The organism is Tardiphaga sp. 813_E8_N1_3, assembly GCF_051811025.1.
GTDB lineage: Bacteria > Pseudomonadota > Alphaproteobacteria > Rhizobiales > Xanthobacteraceae > Tardiphaga.
In genome coordinates, this window is sequence record NZ_JBPWQE010000001.1 from 3419329 (window position 1) to 3436014 (window position 16686).

The following is a 16686-nucleotide window of genomic DNA, read 5'->3' on the forward strand; positions in this document are numbered from 1 at the left end:
GCAGGATCGGCAGCTCCTCAGCGCCATCGCGCAGCAAAGCCGGACAGAGTTACCACTGCGTGCGGTTATTCAGAAATGTGCCCGACATGCAACACACGCGGCCATGTGAAGCGGGTTTATTCGTCGCATTCACGGAGCGCCTCACCCACCCTAGGGTCCTGATCAATCAAGCAAATCGGGGCAGCCAAATGCCCTGTGGGGAAAGCGCAAAAGCCCGGAGGTTCTTCGCCGGATGGTTTGCCTGCAAAGGCAACGCCCTCTAAACATACCTAGACGTCAGCGGGGGCGGACGTCCGAAGATTGCTTTGGGATAATATGGTTCGTCACGGCATATTTGGCCTCGCCGCAAGGCGCGCGCTTCGGACAGGCATGGCCCTGAGCCTGATTGGCTATGGCGTTTTTGCTGCGGTCGATGCCCGTGCCGAAACGGTGTCGGAGGCCCTTGCCAAAGCCTATCAGTCCAATCCGCAGCTGAACGGCGAACGGGCCCGCCAGCGTGCCACCGATGAGAACGTTCCGCAGGCGATGGCCGGCTACCGGCCCCAGGTGGCAGCCACACTGAGTTATGGCCTTCAGGCCGTACGCGACCTGCTCGTGAACAACACCATCCAGGGCGCCACGCTGAAGCCATGGACCATCGGCGTCACGGTCACCCAGACGCTTTATAACGGAAACAAGACAGCCAACAGTGTCCGCGTCGCGGAATTGCAGGTCCAGTCCGGCCGGGAAGCGCTACGCAACGTCGGCCAGGGCGTGCTGCTCGACGCTGTCGTTGCCTATACCAATGTTCTCGCCAACCAGTCGCTGGTTGAAGCCCAGCGCGCCAACGTCACCTCCCTGCGCGAAACCCTCGGCATCGCCCAGAAGCGGCTCAACGCCGGCGACGTCACGCCCACCGACACGTCGCAGGCCGAAGCGCGACTGGCGCGTGGCCAGGCCGATCTCAACGCTGCCGAGGTCAATCTCGCCATCAGCCAGGCGACTTATACGCAGGTGATTGGTGCTGCACCCTCGCGGCTAAGTCCGGCAGAACCGATGGATCGGCTGCTGCCGCGCAACCGTGACGATGCCGTCAATCAGGCCTTCAAGGCACACCCCGCCGTGCTGGCAGCCGGCTACGATGTCGACGTGGCGACCACGACGATCAAGGTGGCCGAGAGCAGCCTGTTGCCTACGCTTACGCTGCAGGGAAGCGCCAGCAAATCCAGCCAGTCGGATCCGACGCTTGGCACCTTTGGCACCGACCAGGCTTCAATCGTCGGCCAGTTGAGTGCGCCGATCTATGACGGCGGCCTCGGTGCTGCACAGACGCGCCAGGCCAAGGAACTGTCATCGGTGAGCCGCCTGGTGCTCGAGCAGGTCCGCAATCAGGCCCGCACCGCAGTAGTCGGTGCATGGGTGTCAAATGAAGGCGCCAAGACCGCGGTGAGTGCCGCGGAAGCCGAAGTACGCGCTGCTGGCGTTGCATTGCAGGGCGTACAGCGCGAGGCCCAGGGCGGTCAGCGCACCACTGTCGACGTCCTGAACTCACAGCAGGATCTTGTACAGGCAAAGGCACGCCTGATTGGCGCGCAGCGTGACCGGGTCATCGCGTCCTATTCGCTGCTCAGCGCAATCGGCAGGCTGGATGTGAAGACGCTTGGGCTGAACACGCCAGACTATCTGCCAGAAGTTCGCTATCATCAGGTGCGTGACGCCTGGCACGGGCTGCGCACGCCCTCGGGGCAGTAAACTATCCGGCCGAACTCTTCTTCGCCATCGCCGTGGTCATCGCGGCGACAAGCGATGCGAGGTCGTAGGGCTTGCGTACGATCGGCACGTCATCCATCGACGCCGGGATCAGGCTGGTTTCGCCATAGCCTGTGGCGAAGACGAAGGGGATGCCCCGCTCGCGCAATGCCTGGGCCACCGGCACCGAACTGCCATTGCCGAGATTGACGTCGAGGATGGCCACATCAGGTCTCATCATCGTCAGCGCGATCAACGCCTCCTTGACCGAAGATGCCGTCTCGACCGATGCCGCGCCCTCCTGGGTCAACATGGTCTCGACGTCCATGGCAATCAGAAGCTGGTCCTCGACCATCAACACTTTCAAGCCGCGCATCGACGCCATCGGCTTGTCGTCCCCGCGTCGGGCGCGCACGTTGCGCGCCGCCACCGGCGCGGGCCAGACAACGAAGCGCGCCGGGATGAGCAACCGCACGCGTGTGCCGGCCGGCTCATAGTCGACATCGCTTTCACCCCCGAGGTCATAAGGAATGCTGCGACTGATCAGCATCGATCCGAAGCCCGGCCGCAATGGCGGCGCGACAAGGGGGCCGTCGCGCTCAAGCCAGTGGATTTCGCAATCGCCGATATCGGTGCGTTTCCACTGGAGCGACAAGCGCCCCGTGCTTACGGAAAGCGCACCATATTTGGCGGCATTGGTGGCCAGTTCATGCAGCACGAGCGCGAGTACCGAATAGGCTCGGGCGTCGAGCAGAACATCGGGCCCGGTCACCTCGATCGCTTTCACGGTTTCGCGATACGGCGAAAATTCCGCATCGAGCAAGCCCTTCAACGCACCGCCGCCGGCGCCCCGGATGACCTGATCATGCGCAAGCGACAAGGCCTGAATACGTCCCTTCAGGGAAGCGACATAATCCTCGATGCTGCGGCCATCCTCGACCGGGTGGGAGACCAGAGATTTGATCAGTGCCAGGATATTCTTGACGCGATGGTTGAGCTCTTCATTCAGCATTTTCTGGCGCAGGTCGGCCTTGTGCCGCTCATCCGCCAGTAATTCGTTGTGGCGAAGCACCACTTCCACCAAAGCCGAGCGCACAGCCTCGGCGGTGTCGCGCTCGTTTTGCAGCCATGGCTGGGACTGGCGCTGCACGGTCTCCTTCCAGATCGCGAAGCTTTTGCGCGGCGTCAGTCGATCGCCCAATGGACCGATTTCGTATGTCTTGTTGGGATCACCCGCCCAGTTCAGGGTTTGCGTAACTTCGCTGCGAAAAAACAGGAGATAGTCGCGCGGTAACTGCGACAAGGGCACGGCCAACACTCCGGAAACGGCAACGGCATAGTCTTCAGCTGCCGGTAATCGATCTGACAATGCGCTCGTCGCCCACACCCTGCCCTCGGCCACCGAATTGATGAAGCCCATCAGCGCCGGCACTGCCGCAGCCGGCGGCGCATTGCCATAAGACGTCCAGGTCTTGTTGAGGTATAGACCAATACCGTCACACGGCATCAGTACGCTAAAATCGCGAATGCTTTCCTTGAGCAGGTCTTCTACATCGCCGTGATGCGAAACATTGTGCAATAGCTGGTCGAGATAGCGCCGCGCGCTTTCGCTAGCGGCCAGTTTGCGTTTTTGAAGAAGCCCGGCCAGTTGCATGGAAAAGAACTCACCGAACATCTCTGCAGCAACGCGTTTCTCCATGGAGAGCGCGCGTGTTGCATAATGATGACAGGCGATCAGCCCCCACAGCACGCCGTCGTGGATGATGGAAATCGACATCGACGCACCGACGCCCATATTGCGCAGATACTCGCAGTGGATCGGCGAAACGCTGCGCAAATGTGCAAAGGACAGGTCGAGCGGTTCACCGGATGTGTCGAACTCCGGCTCAATGGCCACGCGCTCACCGCTCGCATCAGAGACAATACGCACCGTGTTCTGGACGTAAAGCACCCTCGCCTGCTGCGGGATGTCGCCGGCCGGGAAGTGCTGCCCCAGAAAGCTCTCGAGATCGCCGCGGCGCGCCTCGCTGATCACGCGGCCGGAGCCATCGTGAGCGAATTGATAGACCATCACCCGGTCGTAGCCGAGTGCGCCACGCAGCAGCCGCGCCGCATTGTCGAACAGCACGTCGAGATCGTTGCATTGGCCGATACGACCGATCAGCAAGCGTGACAGCTCCAGAGGTGGTGTCGCATCGCTGGCATCAGCTGGCTCGAATTCGATGATATTGACGCCCTTGTGCCGATGCACAGCGACGTTGAACGTAGTCTGCGAATGCGCGACATTGAAATCGATCAGCAATCCCGGGCGCTGCTGGTTGCCCCATTTGGCGATGGCATTGCGAATGTCGTGGGCCGGCCCCTCACCAATCAGAGCGTCCAGCTTGCGGCCGTTGATGTCTCCGGCACCGATCCCAAGCATCGGGCCGGCATTGACCGAATGGCGCCGGACCATCCCGACGGAGCCGTCGCAGGCGAGTAGACAGCCATAGGGCTGGATGCTGCCGGGAATGTGGATCGGCTCGCGGTCGCAATTGGTCAGGTCGACAGGGTCGGTCTTGGTGAGCATCAAAAAGTCTCTGAAAAGATACGGCGCTCGAAACGATGGCCACCAGCTTGGCACGGCTGCACGTTTTGAAAAAGATCAGCAAATACAGCGTCCAAAAGCACCAACCGAAACGCGCACGGAGCTGGAATAGCCCAGTGGGGAACCGGTCAACGGGCAAGCGCCGGTTTCGATCCATGTCGAAGCCGTCTTTTTGGGTATGCACCATCGGGCTGCCTCACCGGGCAGCCCGAGCCGCGTCGCAGGCTGGTTTAACGCGCCCGGCGGGAGAAGAAGGAGATCAGCACCGGCAGGGTGATCAAGATCACCAGCGGCGCCAGCATCATGCCAGTGACGACCACGACCGCGAGCGGCTTCTGGACCTGAGACCCGATTCCCTCCGACAGCGCCGCCGGCAGCAGGCCGACGCCGGCTACGATACAGGTCATGAGAACTGGCCGCAGTTGCAGTTCGCCGGTCCGGATCACAGCCTTGATGCGCTCGTAGCCCTCGTCGATCAGCTGATTGTATTGCGACAGGATCAGGATGCCGTCCATGACCGCAATGCCGAACAGCGCGATGAAGCCAATCGCCGCCGATACGCTGAAAGGAATACCCGTGATCAGCAGACCGAGCACGCCGCCAAAGATCGCCATCGGGATCACGCTCATGGCCAGCAGTGTGTCGGCCATCGAGCCAAAGTTGAACCAGAGCAGCACACCTATCAGAGCGAGACTGATCGGCACCACGATGGAAAGGCGCGCGATAGCGTCCTGAAGATTGCCGAACTCGCCGACCCATTCAGTCCGCGAGCCCGGCGGCAGCTGAACGAGCGCGGCGACCTTATCCTGCGCTTCCTGAATGGCGCTGCCGAGATCGCGTTCGCGTACCGAGAACTTGATCGGCAGATAACGCTCCTGGTTCTCGCGATAGATATAGGCCGCACCCGAGACGAGATTGATCGATGCTACTTCACTTAGCGGGATCTGCGCGATCGTGCCGTTTGGACCGGGTGCGCCGATGCGTAAATTCTGGATCGCCTCAGCGCTACGGCGATATTCCGGCGCCAGCCGCACCATGATCGGGAAATGCCGATCGCTACCAGGCTCATAGAGATCGCCTGCAGAGTCGCCGCCAATGGCTACCTTGATGGTGGCGTTGATATCGCCCGGCGACAATCCGTAGCGCGCGGCCTTGGCGCGGTCGACGTCGATCTGGATTGTTGGCTGCCCCAGTGATGTGAACACGGCGAGGTCGGTCACCCCCTGCACCGTCGACAGCACAGCCTTGATCTCATTAGCCGTCTTGGTGAGCGCTTCCAGATCATTGCCATAGAGCTTGATCGAGTTTTCACCCTTCACGCCGGAAACCGCTTCGGACACGTTGTCCTGCAGATATTGCGAGAAATTGAATTCAACGCCGGGGAATTTCGTCTGCAATTCCTTGAGCAAACGCGCCGTCAGCGCATCCTTATCCTGCGGCGCCGGCCATTCAGAGGCGGGCTTCAGCGGTGCAAAGAATTCCGCGTTGAACAGGCCAGCCGCATCGGTGCCGTCATCGGGACGGCCGTGCTGCGAGACGACGGATTCCACCTCGGGCTGCTGGCGGATCAGCCTGCGCATCTCGTTGACGTAAGTGTTGCCTTCCTGCAGTGAGATCGTCGGCGGCAGCGTGGCGCGGATCCAGAGATTGCCCTCTTCCAGCTTCGGCAGAAATTCCAGGCCGAGGAAACGCGCCATGAAGAAAGTCACGACGACGAGACCGATCGCAATGCCCAACACCAGTTTACGGCTAACGACCGCCCAATTCAGCACCGGCATATAGAGGCGGTGAAGCTGGCGCATGATCCAGGTTTCGGTCTCCTGGACATGCGCTGGCAGAATGATCGCGCTCAGCGCAGGCGTGACGGTGAATGTCGCGATCAGGCCACCGGCGAGCGCATAAGCATAAGTCCGCGCCATCGGCCCAAAGATATTACCTTCAACACCGGACAGTGTGAACAGCGGCAGGAACGCAGCGATAATGATCGCGGCGGCAAAGAAAATCGAGCGCGACACGTCAGCGGATGCGCTGAGGATGCCATGCTTCTTCATGCCCATGATGGTCTCGGGCGAGATGTGGCTACGCTCCGCTTCGGAAAGCTCCGTTGTCTGGGTCAACCGTCTGAAGATGGCCTCTACCATGATGACCGTCCCATCGACGATCAGGCCGAAATCGATAGCGCCTACCGATAGCAGGTTGGCGGATTCGCCGCGTAGCACCAGTATGATGACAGCGAAAAACAAGGCGAACGGAATAGTGGCGCCCACGATCAGCGCGCTGCGCAGGTTGCCGAGGAACAACCACTGCAGCAGCACGATCAGCAGGATGCCGACGACCATGTTGTGCAGTACCGTATGCGTGGTGGTGTCGATCAGATCCTTGCGGTCATAGATGCGTTCGATCCGCACGCCGGGCGGCAGGATGCCTCCGCGATTGATCTGTTGCACCAATTGTTCGACACGCGCGATGGTCGGCGAACTCTTCTCACCGCGGCGCATCAGAACGATGCCCTGGACGATATCGTCCTCCTGATTGAGACCGGCAATGCCGAGGCGCGGCTTCTCGCCGACTGACACCGTGGCGACGTCCTTGACCAGAACCGGATTGCCGTTGGTCTGGGAGATCATCGTATTGGAAAGATCGTCGATCGACCGAATGAGGCCGACGCCACGCACCACGGCCGATTGCGCGCCGATATTCACGGTATTGCCGCCGACATTGATATTGGCATTGCCGACGGCGGTCAGCAGTTGTGGCAGCGTCAAGCCATAGGCGACGAGCTTGTTGAAGTCGACCTGGATCTCATAGGTTTTGGTCTTGCCACCCCAACCAATGACGTCGATGACGCCCGGCACCGCACGGAAGCGGCGCTGCATGATCCAATCTTGCAGGGTCTTGAGATCGAGTACGCTGTAGTTCGGCGGTCCCACCAGACGATAGCGGAAGATTTCACCGACCGCAGAGATCGGCGAGATCGTCGGCTGCGCATTGCCCGGCAAAGTCCCGAGTTGCGATAGCCGGTTCAGCACCTGCTGCAATGCTTCGTCGTAGGTATAGTCGAACGAAAACTGCAGTTTGACGTCCGAGAGGCCGTAGAGCGAGATGGTGCGGATCGTTTTGAGGTTCTTGATGCCGGCGACCTGCGCTTCGATCGGAATCGTGATGTAGCGTTCGATCTCCTCGGCAGAGAGACCGTTGCTCTGAGTCACGATATCGACCATCGGCGGGGTCGGATCTGGATAGGCCTCGATATTCAGCTGATTGAAAGCGAACAGACCGCCGACGAATACGGCGACGAACATCGCCACCATCAGGAAGCGACGGTCGACGGCCAAGGCAACAAGACGATCCATCCAGATCGGACCTTTCAGAAGAGCCGAAGCTGGGGGTTAGCTGGCGGAGGCCGCGCGATCGATAAACAGGCTGCCTTTGGTGACGATGCGTTCGCCGGCTTTCAGGTTGCCATGGACCTCGACGAGATTGCCATTGGTCATACCTGTCTTGATCGTGCGCAGCTCGATGGTCTTGTCGTCATGCGCGACCCAGACGCGGACCTGATCGCCTTCATAGATCAGCGCCGTTTTCGGCACGCCGATCGTCGGCTGGTCGCCAGGCGCGAAGATCGTCACGGTGGTGAACATTTCGGGCTTCAGCAAACCGTTGCTGTTGTCCAACGTGGCGCGGACCAGCAGACGGCGTGTCGCGGGATCGAGCGCAGTCGCGACATAGCTGATGCGGCCAGTGAGCACGCGGCCCGGCAGCGCGAGTGCGGTGAAGCTCATTTCCTGACCGATCTGCACGGCAGCAGCTTCGGTCTCGCGCACGAAGGCCGTGAGCCACACCGACGAGAGATCGCCGATCACGAAGACCGGATCGGCAGCGCCGGCGCTGATATACTGGCCGGGGCCGATCTTGCGCTGAACCACCGTGCCTGCAAGCGGCGCATAGATCGTCGTTTCCGGATTGATGCGGCCCTTCTCCTGAAACGCCGTGATGGCGTCTTCCGAGAGGCCAAGAATACGCAGGCGATTGCGCGCAGCTTCGAGTGCCGTGTCGGCAGTCCGCAGATCGTTCTGTGCCTGCAGCAGCGTGGCCTGGCTCTGCTGATAGTCTTTCAGCGGCACAGCCTTGCCTTCGAACAGGTCGCGGGCGCGCTTGTCCTGGATCTGCGCAAGGTCGAATTGCGACTTCGCTTTGTTGAGCGCTGTGGTCGCGGCAACGAAATCGTTCTGCGCGCCGACGGTGTCGGCCGCTTCGATCACAAAGAGCGGCTGGCCCTTCTCGACGTGGTCGCCTGGTTTGGCGAGTAGCTTGGTGACGCGACCAGCATAAGGAGAGAAGATTGGCGTCGAGCGATCTTCATCGACGGCGATCTTGCCCTCGGTGACATGCTCGGCGCGGAAGGCACGCACTGTGACCGGCTCAATGGTCAGACTGGCCCATTCCGACGGTGAGGTCGTGTAGCGTTGTGGGTTCTTCCGGGACTGGCTCGATACGTCGGAATGGCCCTTCGACGGGGTCGACAGCCGCGTGTAGCCGATGCCTGCGGCGACCAGCATAGCAGCAATGCAGCCGCCCGCGATCAGGCGCTTTCCGCTAAACAATTGAGATCGTTGATCTAAATTCGTCACTGCCAGGTCCTTGGTAGGAAACGCACTTATTCCGCGGCGATTTGTCCCATTCACGCGCTAATAGTGCGCATCTGAGCGTTCAGACAATCTAAAAACGCATGTGCGCTTACGAATCTTCGTTAAAACTTTGAAATCCTGCGAATGGGTTTCAATTGCCGGACGGCCATACCGTCGGATGGCTGCCGAGAGGCATGGCCGGACGCGTCCACCCTGCCGGGGTTCGCGATAACACGGCTGCATGACGGACCGCCGACAACTGGCCAAATCCCGACGGCATATCCTCAGTAAAGGTTTTGACCATCTCACCCTTCAGGTCTGCGACCGCGAGACCTTCCGCGATTCTTCCCATATCCCACAGCCATTGACCGGTGCGGGCAAGAGAGACCTGCACGTGCCAGCTACCGCCTTCACGCGCCTGACGTGCACGTGCGATCATGGCGCCGAACGCCATTAAGTAGCCGGTGGCGTGATCGAGCATCTGGGCCGGTAATTCCCTGGGCCCGTCGACGCCCGCCGCCTGCCCTTCGGCATGGTTGAAGCCGGTCGCGCATTGGACAAGGGAGTCGAAGCCGCGGCGCTCGGCCCACGGCCCGGAACGGCCATAGGCGGAGAGCGAGACATAGACGATACCGGGACTGATACGGGCCACCTCCTCCGGCGAGAAGCCGAGCGCCGCGAGCGACTGGGGACGATAGCCCTGCGAGAAGATATCAGCTTGCGCCAGCAATCCCCGCAATGCGTCACGCCCCCGCTCGCTCTGGAGATCCACAAAGCTCGAGAGCTTGCCGCGGCCGGTATCGATGGTGAGCCACGGGATCGCCGGCAGATCGGGACTGGAGACCAGCATCACGTCCGCGCCATGGGCCGCAAGTGTACGGCCAGCGACGGGACCGGCGATGACGCGTGAGAGATCGAGCACGCGCAGACCAGCAAGCGGCCGAGCGCCGATCGGCCACAGCTTCGGTTCGGCATCACCGATCCGGGTGATCTCGACCAGCGGCAGTTCAGCAACGGCTGTGGCCTGCGGCAGCGCCATCCATTCGTCACGCGATCGCATCAGCGCGACCACGCCGCCGGCCGCATAGGCTGCGGTCTCAAAAGCTTCGCCGTTCCATTGCATCAGAGCCGCCTGTACTGCTTCACGCTCCGGCGCGCATGACAGCACCTGGCAGACAGCGTCGCGATGATGCGGAAAATTAGTATGCAGCCGCACGAATGTGTCATCGCCGGTCTTGTAGACACCAGCGATCGCATCCCAGGCGGGCGGCGGCGGATTGCCGTCGCAGCGCAGATAGCGCTCGCTGCGGCATTCGACGATGGCGTGGCGCATGTCGACGGAGACAGTCTGCGTCTGTCCGCTGCGTAGCCGCCAGATCTCGGCAGCCGCCATTCCGGCCGCAGCGATGCTGACCTGAGCGGCTGCGCCGACATGGAACGACGACGGCAATTGCGGCTCATTACCGGTCAGCGCGACACGCTGGAGCGCCGCAATATCACCGCCAACCTGCCTCCAGAGGTCGGCGAGCAGTTCACGAATGCCTTGCATCAACGCCCTCCCCCTTTCCCACGCCACCGATTCAGCTCACGCTTCCGGGCGACCACATCCGTCATCGCATCATCTTGTACAAGCATGGAGGAGAAACCATGGCCACCATCGATCCATTGACAGCCGGCGCCGTGGTGCTGGCCACGGCTGCCACCGACGCGGTCTATGTGATGTTCACCTCTGCGGTGGTGGCCCGTCGGCGCGTACCTGCGGCCACCTGGAGCAGCGTCTGGTATGTACTCTCGTCCTATGCCGTCATCAGCTATACCGAAAACTGGATGTATGTGGGTTTCGCCGCCGTCGGTTCATGGATCGGCGCCTATGCCACTATTACTTTCCTGCACCGGCCACCCGGCGGACCGCCAGTCGGTGCATCACCCGAATAGGTAAGAACGGCTGAATGGTTTCTGAACGGCGCTTAATGGAAATCCCGCGAGCGCGGCAGGATCCGGACATTGCGCGGATGGCGAATGCGCTGCGCCGGATTGTCGGGATGCTCGCGGCGATCGTCATTGATCGGTTCGGGGCCCGACAGCATTTGCCGCGGCCCACCAAGCGCATCATTGGCAAGATGTTTCAGATCGTCCGAACGATCAACTAGCCGTTCGGCAACCAGATGCACGACCTTGTCCGGGCTGCTCTGGATCGTCCCCTCGACCAGAATGAGCCTGGAACCCATGACCTCCCTGCGAAACTGCTCCATCACCTTCGGCCAGACGACGATATTGGCGATACCGGTCTCGTCCTCCAGCGTCATGAAGACAACTCCCTTGGAGCTACCCGGCCTCTGCCGCACCAGCACGACGCCGGCACAGCGCACCCGCCGTTTATCATTGGCATCTGAGACGCTTGCGCAGGTCACCACTTTCTCGCGAGTGAAGTTCGCCCGCAAAAACTCCATCGGATGGCCCTTTAGCGACAGCCTGATGGTTTGATAATCAGCAACCACCTGTTCGGGCAACGGCATCTCAGGCAGAGGCTTCGCATTCTCGTCCGGCTGCTCGCGCGCGGTCGCAACTTCGAACAACGGCAACGGCACGTCATCCGGCAAGCGCCTTACCGCCCATAGTGCGGCACGGCGATCGAGCCCGATCGAGCGAAATGCATCGGCATCGGCTAGCATGATCAGCGCGCGCTTCGGCAAAGCCGTATCGCGGGCGAAATCTTCCAGTGAAGTGAAAGGCTGTAGCTCTCGTGCGGCAACGATGCGTTTGCCCCAATCTTCTCCCGGCGGCTTGCCAGCTTTTTCACGTTCGCGCTCCTCATCCGGATCCGCCCATTTGAATCCGTCGATCTGGCGAAAGCCGAGGCGAACGGCGCAATAATCTCCGCTTGGTTCTTCTAGCGTATTCTGCGAATGACTGAAGGACACATCGATCTCCCGCACATCGACGTCGTTGTCACGCGCATCGCGCACGATCTGCGACGGCGCATAAAACCCCATCGGCTGTGAGTTCAACAGCCCGCAACAGAACGCATCGGGGTGGTAGTGCTTCAACCATGACGAGACATAGACAAGCTGCGCAAAGCTGGCCGCATGGCTTTCGGGGAAACCGTAGCTGCCAAACCCTTTGATTTGATCGAAACAGCTTACCGAAAACTCCTTCGGATACCCCCGCGCGATCATGCTGTTCACCATTTTCTCTTCAAAGGTGTGCATGGTGCCGACATTGCGAAACGTTGCCATCGCCCGGCGCAATCCGTTGGCCTCTTCAGGCGTAAACTTCGCGGCCTCAATAGCGATGCGCATTGCCTGCTCCTGAAACAACGGGACGCCAAGCGTCTTGTGCAGTACATTTCGCAACTCATCCTCCTTGCCATACGCAGGTGATGGAGATGGGTAATTAACCTTCTCGATTCCGTTTCTCCGCTTCAGATACGGATGCACCATATTGCCCTGGATGGGTCCCGGTCGGACGATCGCAACCTCGATGACAAGATCGTAGAAATTCTCCGGCTTCAGACGCGGCAGCATGTTCATCTGGGCGCGGCTCTCGACCTGGAAGACGCCAAGGGATTCGCCGCGCTGAAGCATTCTGAAAACAGGCGGAGCGTCGTCGGCCTCAGCCTTAATGTCCTTGAGTTCGTAGCGCCTGCTCTTGTGACGAAAGATCAGGTCGAAACATTTCCGGATGCAGGTCAGCATACCCAGCGCGAGCACATCGACCTTCATCATCTTCATCGTGTCGACATCGTCCTTGTCCCATTCGATGAAGGTGCGGTCGTTCATCGCTGCATTGCCGATCGGCACATAGATATCGAGCCGGTCCTGCGTCAGCACATAGCCGCCGACATGCTGTGACAGATGGCGCGGAAATTCGATCAGCTCGGTGGCAAGCTCGACTGCGCGCATGATCATCGGATTGGATGGATCAAGCCCCGCCTGCCGCACCTGCATCTCGTTGAGGCCCTTGCCCCAACTGCCCCAGACGGTGTCGGCCAATGCCGAGGTGACGTCCTCGGTCAGCCCCAGCGCCTTGCCGACATCGCGGATCGCCGAGCGCGGCCGGTAGTGGATGACGGTGGCGATGATTGCCGCGCGATGACGGCCGTATCTTTTGTAGACATACTGCATTACCTCCTCGCGCCGGACGTGTTCGAAATCGACGTCGATGTCCGGTGGCTCAAGCCGCTCCTTGGAGATGAAGCGCTCGAACAAAAGGTCGACCTCGGCGGGATTCACCGAGGTGATGTCCAGCATGTAGCAGACCGCGGAATTGGCTGCCGAGCCCCGCCCCTGACACAGGATGTTCTGGCTGCGCGCATAGCGCACAATGTCGTGGACGGTCAGGAAGTAATGCGCGTAACCGAGCTCGGCAATGAGCGCGAGCTCCTTGCGTAAGGTGGCTTCGAGTGTCTCATCAACACTGTTCGGAAAATGCCGGGCATATCCCTCCCAGGTCAGATCCGCGAGATGCTGCTGCGCAGTTTTTCCCGGCGGGACCGGTTCGTCGGGATATTGGTATTGGAGTTGGTTCAGTGAAAACGTGATGCGATCGGCAAAACGGATGGTCTCGCGGATCGCATCCGGATAATCGCGAAACAGCCGAGCCATTTCAGCAGCCGGCTTGAGATGCCGCTCGGCATTCATTTCCAGCACGCGGCCGGCCTGCTCGATGGTGGTCTTTTCACGGATGCAACTGACCACGTCCTGCAGGATGCGGCGATTTGGCGTGTGATAGAGCACGTCGTTAGTGGCGATCAGAGGCACGCGCACAGTGGATGCGACGCGCTGCAGCTTTGCCAGGCGACGCTTGTCATCCCCGCGATGGAACGGACTGGCACCCAGCCAGACGCCTTCCGCCGGCAGGCCCGATAGTGCATCGAGCGTACGTAGGACAAGATCACGGTCGATCCGATAGGTCGGCATTAGAACAAGCAACACCCCTTCGCTAAACTCCGCGAGATCGCCGAGCTGCAGCAGGCATTCACCCTTGTTGCCGCGCAGCTTGCCCATGCTGAGCAACCGGCACAGTCGGCCATAGGCCGCGCGGTCGCACGGATAGGCAAGGATGTTAGGCGTACCGTCATTGAAGACCAGCCGTGTGCCGATCAGAAGCTTCGGTTTGTAGACAAGCTCCTTGTGGTCCAGCTCGGCAAAGGCACGCACCACGCCGGCCATGGTGTTGTGATCGGCAATGCCGATGGCATAAAGCCGCTCGATACTGGCCTGATGCACATAGTTCTGCGGATGCGACGCGCCGCGCAGGAACGAAAAATTACTGGTGACACCAATCTCGGCATAGTCAGGCGCGCTGGCGCCGCCCGTGCTCATGCGAACAGCCCGTGCACGAACCATTGCGGCGAAACCGCTTGATCGTCCGCGTCTCTGATCTCGCCATACAGCCCGTCGCGAAAGAGCCAGAAACGTTGACCTGCCTCATCTTCGACGCGAAAGTAATCACGCGTGGGCTTCGCCTCCTGCGAACGCCACCACTCCATCGACACACGCTCCGGGCCTTCCACATGGACGACGTTGTGAGACACGCGTCGCCAGGTGAACTTCTTCGGCGGCTTGTCGGGAAATTCTGCGAGCGGGACGTCGATCAATTCGGGCTGCTCGAACAACCGTAACGGCCGCAATGGCGGTTCGTCTTCACGCGCCGGCCATGCTGCCTGCATGGCGGCTGCGAGGTGATGCTGTGCCGGCACCGCCAGCATCGCGCGTTCTGGAATGTGGCTCTCGACGGGCAGATAGACCAGCACACGCCGCGGTCCGATCCGCGCTGCAATACGGTCGATCAGATCGGCCACTTCATCATTGGCGTGAATATTGGCATCGAGGTCGCGCTGCTGCTGCACGACGATTTCCGTGCGGCTGGCCGACAGGCGGATCATATCGAAACCGAAGCCGGGATCGAGTGGATCTGCAATCGCGTCCAGTCGTTCGCGAAACAACCGGTCGATCACCTCGCCTTTGGTCACCGGCAGGCCGGTTTCCGCGGTGATCACGCGCACTGCACCATCAGTGCGGAAGAACGCCGCTTCCAGCCGCCGCGCGCCCTTGCCCTGCCTGTCCATCGCATCGATCAGCGTGCGTGCCAGCTTGGCCAGCGTCAGCGTAATCACGCCATCGGTGGCAATCGGTTCGGCGAAACGTTGCTCGACGATATAATCCGGCAGCGCTTTGCGCGGGCTAATCGGTGCATCGCTTTGCCCCAGCGCCTGTTCCAGCAACGTCGTGAATTCCGCACCGAAACGTGCGGTGATTTCGGGGCGCGAGCGCGAGGCGACATCGCCGATGGTCTTCAAGCCGGCGCGGCGCAATCCGCGGATGATCGCCTCATCGGTGCCGAGCGTGAACAGCGGCAGCGGCGTCACTGCCTTGGCCTCCTCGCCCGCGGCGATGATCCGGCCATGTGCATATCGACTGAGCGTGCGCGCGCATGTCGATGTCCCCGCAATCGCTGCACTGACAATAAAACCCTGCCGCGACAGCGCCGCGCAGAGCTGCTCCATCAGTGCTGCCTCGCCACCGAACAGATGGGCACAGCCGGTGATGTCGAGAAACAGACCATGCGGCAGATCCAGCGCCACCAACGGTGTGAAGCGGTCGCACCAATCGGCGATGTCGGTCAGTACCTGCGTATCGGCGACAGGATCAGCATCGAATACCTGAATGTCCGGACAGACCGCACGGGCATTGGCGAGCGGCAGACCTGGTTCAAGGCCGAGCTTCGCCGCCGCATCGTCCAACGCGGAAATCTGCAGCGCATTGCTTTGCTTGGCGACGACAATACTTGCTTGCAGATTAGCTGGCGCGCCGTTGCGCGCGAGCTGACGTTTGATGCGGTCGGTTGGCAGGCGTGGCAGCCACAGGCTGAGGATGCGCCGATGTGTCACGGAAAACGCACTCATCACACTTCCATTCCATGATCCATTGCCCGTTCGGGCCGTGACGATTTCGAACCAGTTGCACGTCGAGTATGGGCGCGCCCCATGATTGCCAGGGCTTGAATGGCGGCGAATGCGCGGAGCGGATGATCCAGCGCGTCTCTGCCGTACTCGAGGCCGGAACGCCTGCAGTCCGCAGCAACAGGCACGTGACGCCCGACCCCCGCGCTGCCAGCGTGAGCTTGCGGCTGGCGACCAGGTCGAACTGTTTGCTGTCGCCCCAGGTCTCCAGCACGACGCTGCCCAGCGCATCGCAGGCCAGCGCATCTGCTGTGGTCCGCAATGCCGTCTCGACATCGGGCGCGCGCACGGCGACCAGCAAGCGCGGATCGAGACCGAGTTCGCGCCAGCCGCTCATGGCCAGCGCGCCGCATTCGCGTTCGGAGAAATCCTGCCGGATCCACAGCAGCGGCCGCTTTGCCGAGACACGATGCGCGAGGCCGGCGACAAAGCCTGTGGCCGCCGCGCTGTGACGGCCTTCGGCGAACACCTCATGCATGGTGCCACGCGCGAGCCCGCCTTGCAGCGCCGCGTCCGCCTCGGCATGACCGAGCGACACGCGATCCGGCGCATAGGTATCGCTGTGGGTCTCGATCCGTTCGATGCTGCCACGCAATTGCGCGAGCGTGGTCATGCGTGCGCCGGTCATGCGCCGCTCCTCGAAATTGTTTTGCCGTGGCGGGTTTTTAGTGAACCCATGCCGGCCCATTTGTTCATGATATGTTCTAATATAAAGCTAAGATGGCAAGCCGAGTCAATCGGGATCACGCAGCAATTTTTTCGCGAGTGAAATCAAGGAG

General features: G+C 60.9%; 9 protein-coding genes. 2 read left to right on the forward strand and 7 right to left on the reverse strand.

Translation table 11 applies throughout. The annotated features are described in order from the left end of the window. Nucleotides 1-315: 315 nt before the first annotated feature. A complete protein-coding gene (locus AB8A33_RS16420; RefSeq protein ID WP_439093724.1) occupies nt 316-1731 on the forward strand; it encodes a TolC family outer membrane protein in 1416 nt (471 codons plus the stop codon). Nucleotide 1732: 1 nt separating this feature from the next. Here AB8A33_RS16420 and AB8A33_RS16425 read toward each other — a convergent pair whose 3' ends face one another. From AB8A33_RS16425 to AB8A33_RS16440, 4 genes are all read right to left on the reverse strand, one after another. Beyond that, complete coding sequence (locus AB8A33_RS16425; protein ID WP_439093725.1) at nt 1733-4297, reverse strand: HWE histidine kinase domain-containing protein; 2565 nt, start codon at nt 4295-4297, stop codon at nt 1733-1735. A gap of 248 nt (nt 4298-4545) precedes the next feature. Then, a complete protein-coding gene (locus tag AB8A33_RS16430; RefSeq protein WP_439093726.1) occupies nt 4546-7668 on the reverse strand; it encodes an efflux RND transporter permease subunit in 3123 nt (1040 codons plus the stop codon). A gap of 36 nt (nt 7669-7704) precedes the next feature. Continuing rightward, a complete protein-coding gene (locus AB8A33_RS16435; RefSeq protein WP_439095952.1) occupies nt 7705-8874 on the reverse strand; it encodes an efflux RND transporter periplasmic adaptor subunit in 1170 nt (389 codons plus the stop codon). Between the two features lie 220 nt (nt 8875-9094). Continuing rightward, a complete protein-coding gene (locus tag AB8A33_RS16440; protein WP_439093728.1) occupies nt 9095-10492 on the reverse strand; it encodes a CoA transferase in 1398 nt (465 codons plus the stop codon). A gap of 98 nt (nt 10493-10590) precedes the next feature. Between AB8A33_RS16440 and AB8A33_RS16445 the strand changes: the two genes are divergently transcribed. Beyond that, nucleotides 10591-10878 (forward strand): hypothetical protein, encoded by a 288-nt coding sequence (locus AB8A33_RS16445; protein ID WP_068738081.1) that lies wholly within the window; start codon nt 10591-10593, stop codon nt 10876-10878. A 32-nt stretch (nt 10879-10910) separates the two neighbouring features. Here AB8A33_RS16445 and AB8A33_RS16450 read toward each other — a convergent pair whose 3' ends face one another. Genes AB8A33_RS16450 through AB8A33_RS16460 form a run of 3 tightly spaced genes read right to left on the reverse strand, consistent with a single transcriptional unit; the run spans nt 10911 to nt 16535 of the window. Continuing rightward, nucleotides 10911-14267, reverse strand: coding sequence for an error-prone DNA polymerase (locus AB8A33_RS16450; protein WP_439093729.1), 3357 nt, complete (start codon nt 14265-14267; stop codon nt 10911-10913). Beyond that, nucleotides 14264-15850: a Y-family DNA polymerase gene (locus AB8A33_RS16455; RefSeq protein ID WP_439093730.1), complete on the reverse strand. Its 1587-nt coding sequence runs from the start codon at nt 15848-15850 to the stop codon at nt 14264-14266. The genes AB8A33_RS16450 and AB8A33_RS16455 overlap by 4 nt, the downstream gene beginning before the upstream one ends. Continuing rightward, nucleotides 15744-16535, reverse strand: coding sequence for an ImuA family protein (locus AB8A33_RS16460; protein ID WP_439093731.1), 792 nt, complete (start codon nt 16533-16535; stop codon nt 15744-15746). Before AB8A33_RS16460 ends, AB8A33_RS16455 begins: the two co-directional genes overlap by 107 nt. Between the last annotated feature and the right edge of the window lie 151 nt (nt 16536-16686).

What these genes read in the sequence shown, in the direction of transcription:
- AB8A33_RS16435 (WP_439095952.1), bottom strand. Translation starts at nt 8,874, where the DNA reads ATGCTGGTCGCCGCAGGCATCGGCTACACGCGGCTGTCGACCCCGTCG.
- AB8A33_RS16450 (WP_439093729.1), bottom strand. Translation starts at nt 14,267, where the DNA reads ATGAGCACGGGCGGCGCCAGCGCGCCTGACTATGCCGAGATTGGTGTC.
- AB8A33_RS16440 (WP_439093728.1), bottom strand. Translation starts at nt 10,492, where the DNA reads ATGCAAGGCATTCGTGAACTGCTCGCCGACCTCTGGAGGCAGGTTGGC.
- AB8A33_RS16455 (WP_439093730.1), bottom strand. Translation starts at nt 15,850, where the DNA reads ATGAGTGCGTTTTCCGTGACACATCGGCGCATCCTCAGCCTGTGGCTG.
- AB8A33_RS16445 (WP_068738081.1), top strand. Translation starts at nt 10,591, where the DNA reads ATGGCCACCATCGATCCATTGACAGCCGGCGCCGTGGTGCTGGCCACG.
- AB8A33_RS16430 (WP_439093726.1), bottom strand. Translation starts at nt 7,668, where the DNA reads ATGGATCGTCTTGTTGCCTTGGCCGTCGACCGTCGCTTCCTGATGGTG.
- AB8A33_RS16460 (WP_439093731.1), bottom strand. Translation starts at nt 16,535, where the DNA reads ATGACCGGCGCACGCATGACCACGCTCGCGCAATTGCGTGGCAGCATC.
- AB8A33_RS16425 (WP_439093725.1), bottom strand. Translation starts at nt 4,297, where the DNA reads ATGCTCACCAAGACCGACCCTGTCGACCTGACCAATTGCGACCGCGAG.
- AB8A33_RS16420 (WP_439093724.1), top strand. Translation starts at nt 316, where the DNA reads ATGGTTCGTCACGGCATATTTGGCCTCGCCGCAAGGCGCGCGCTTCGG.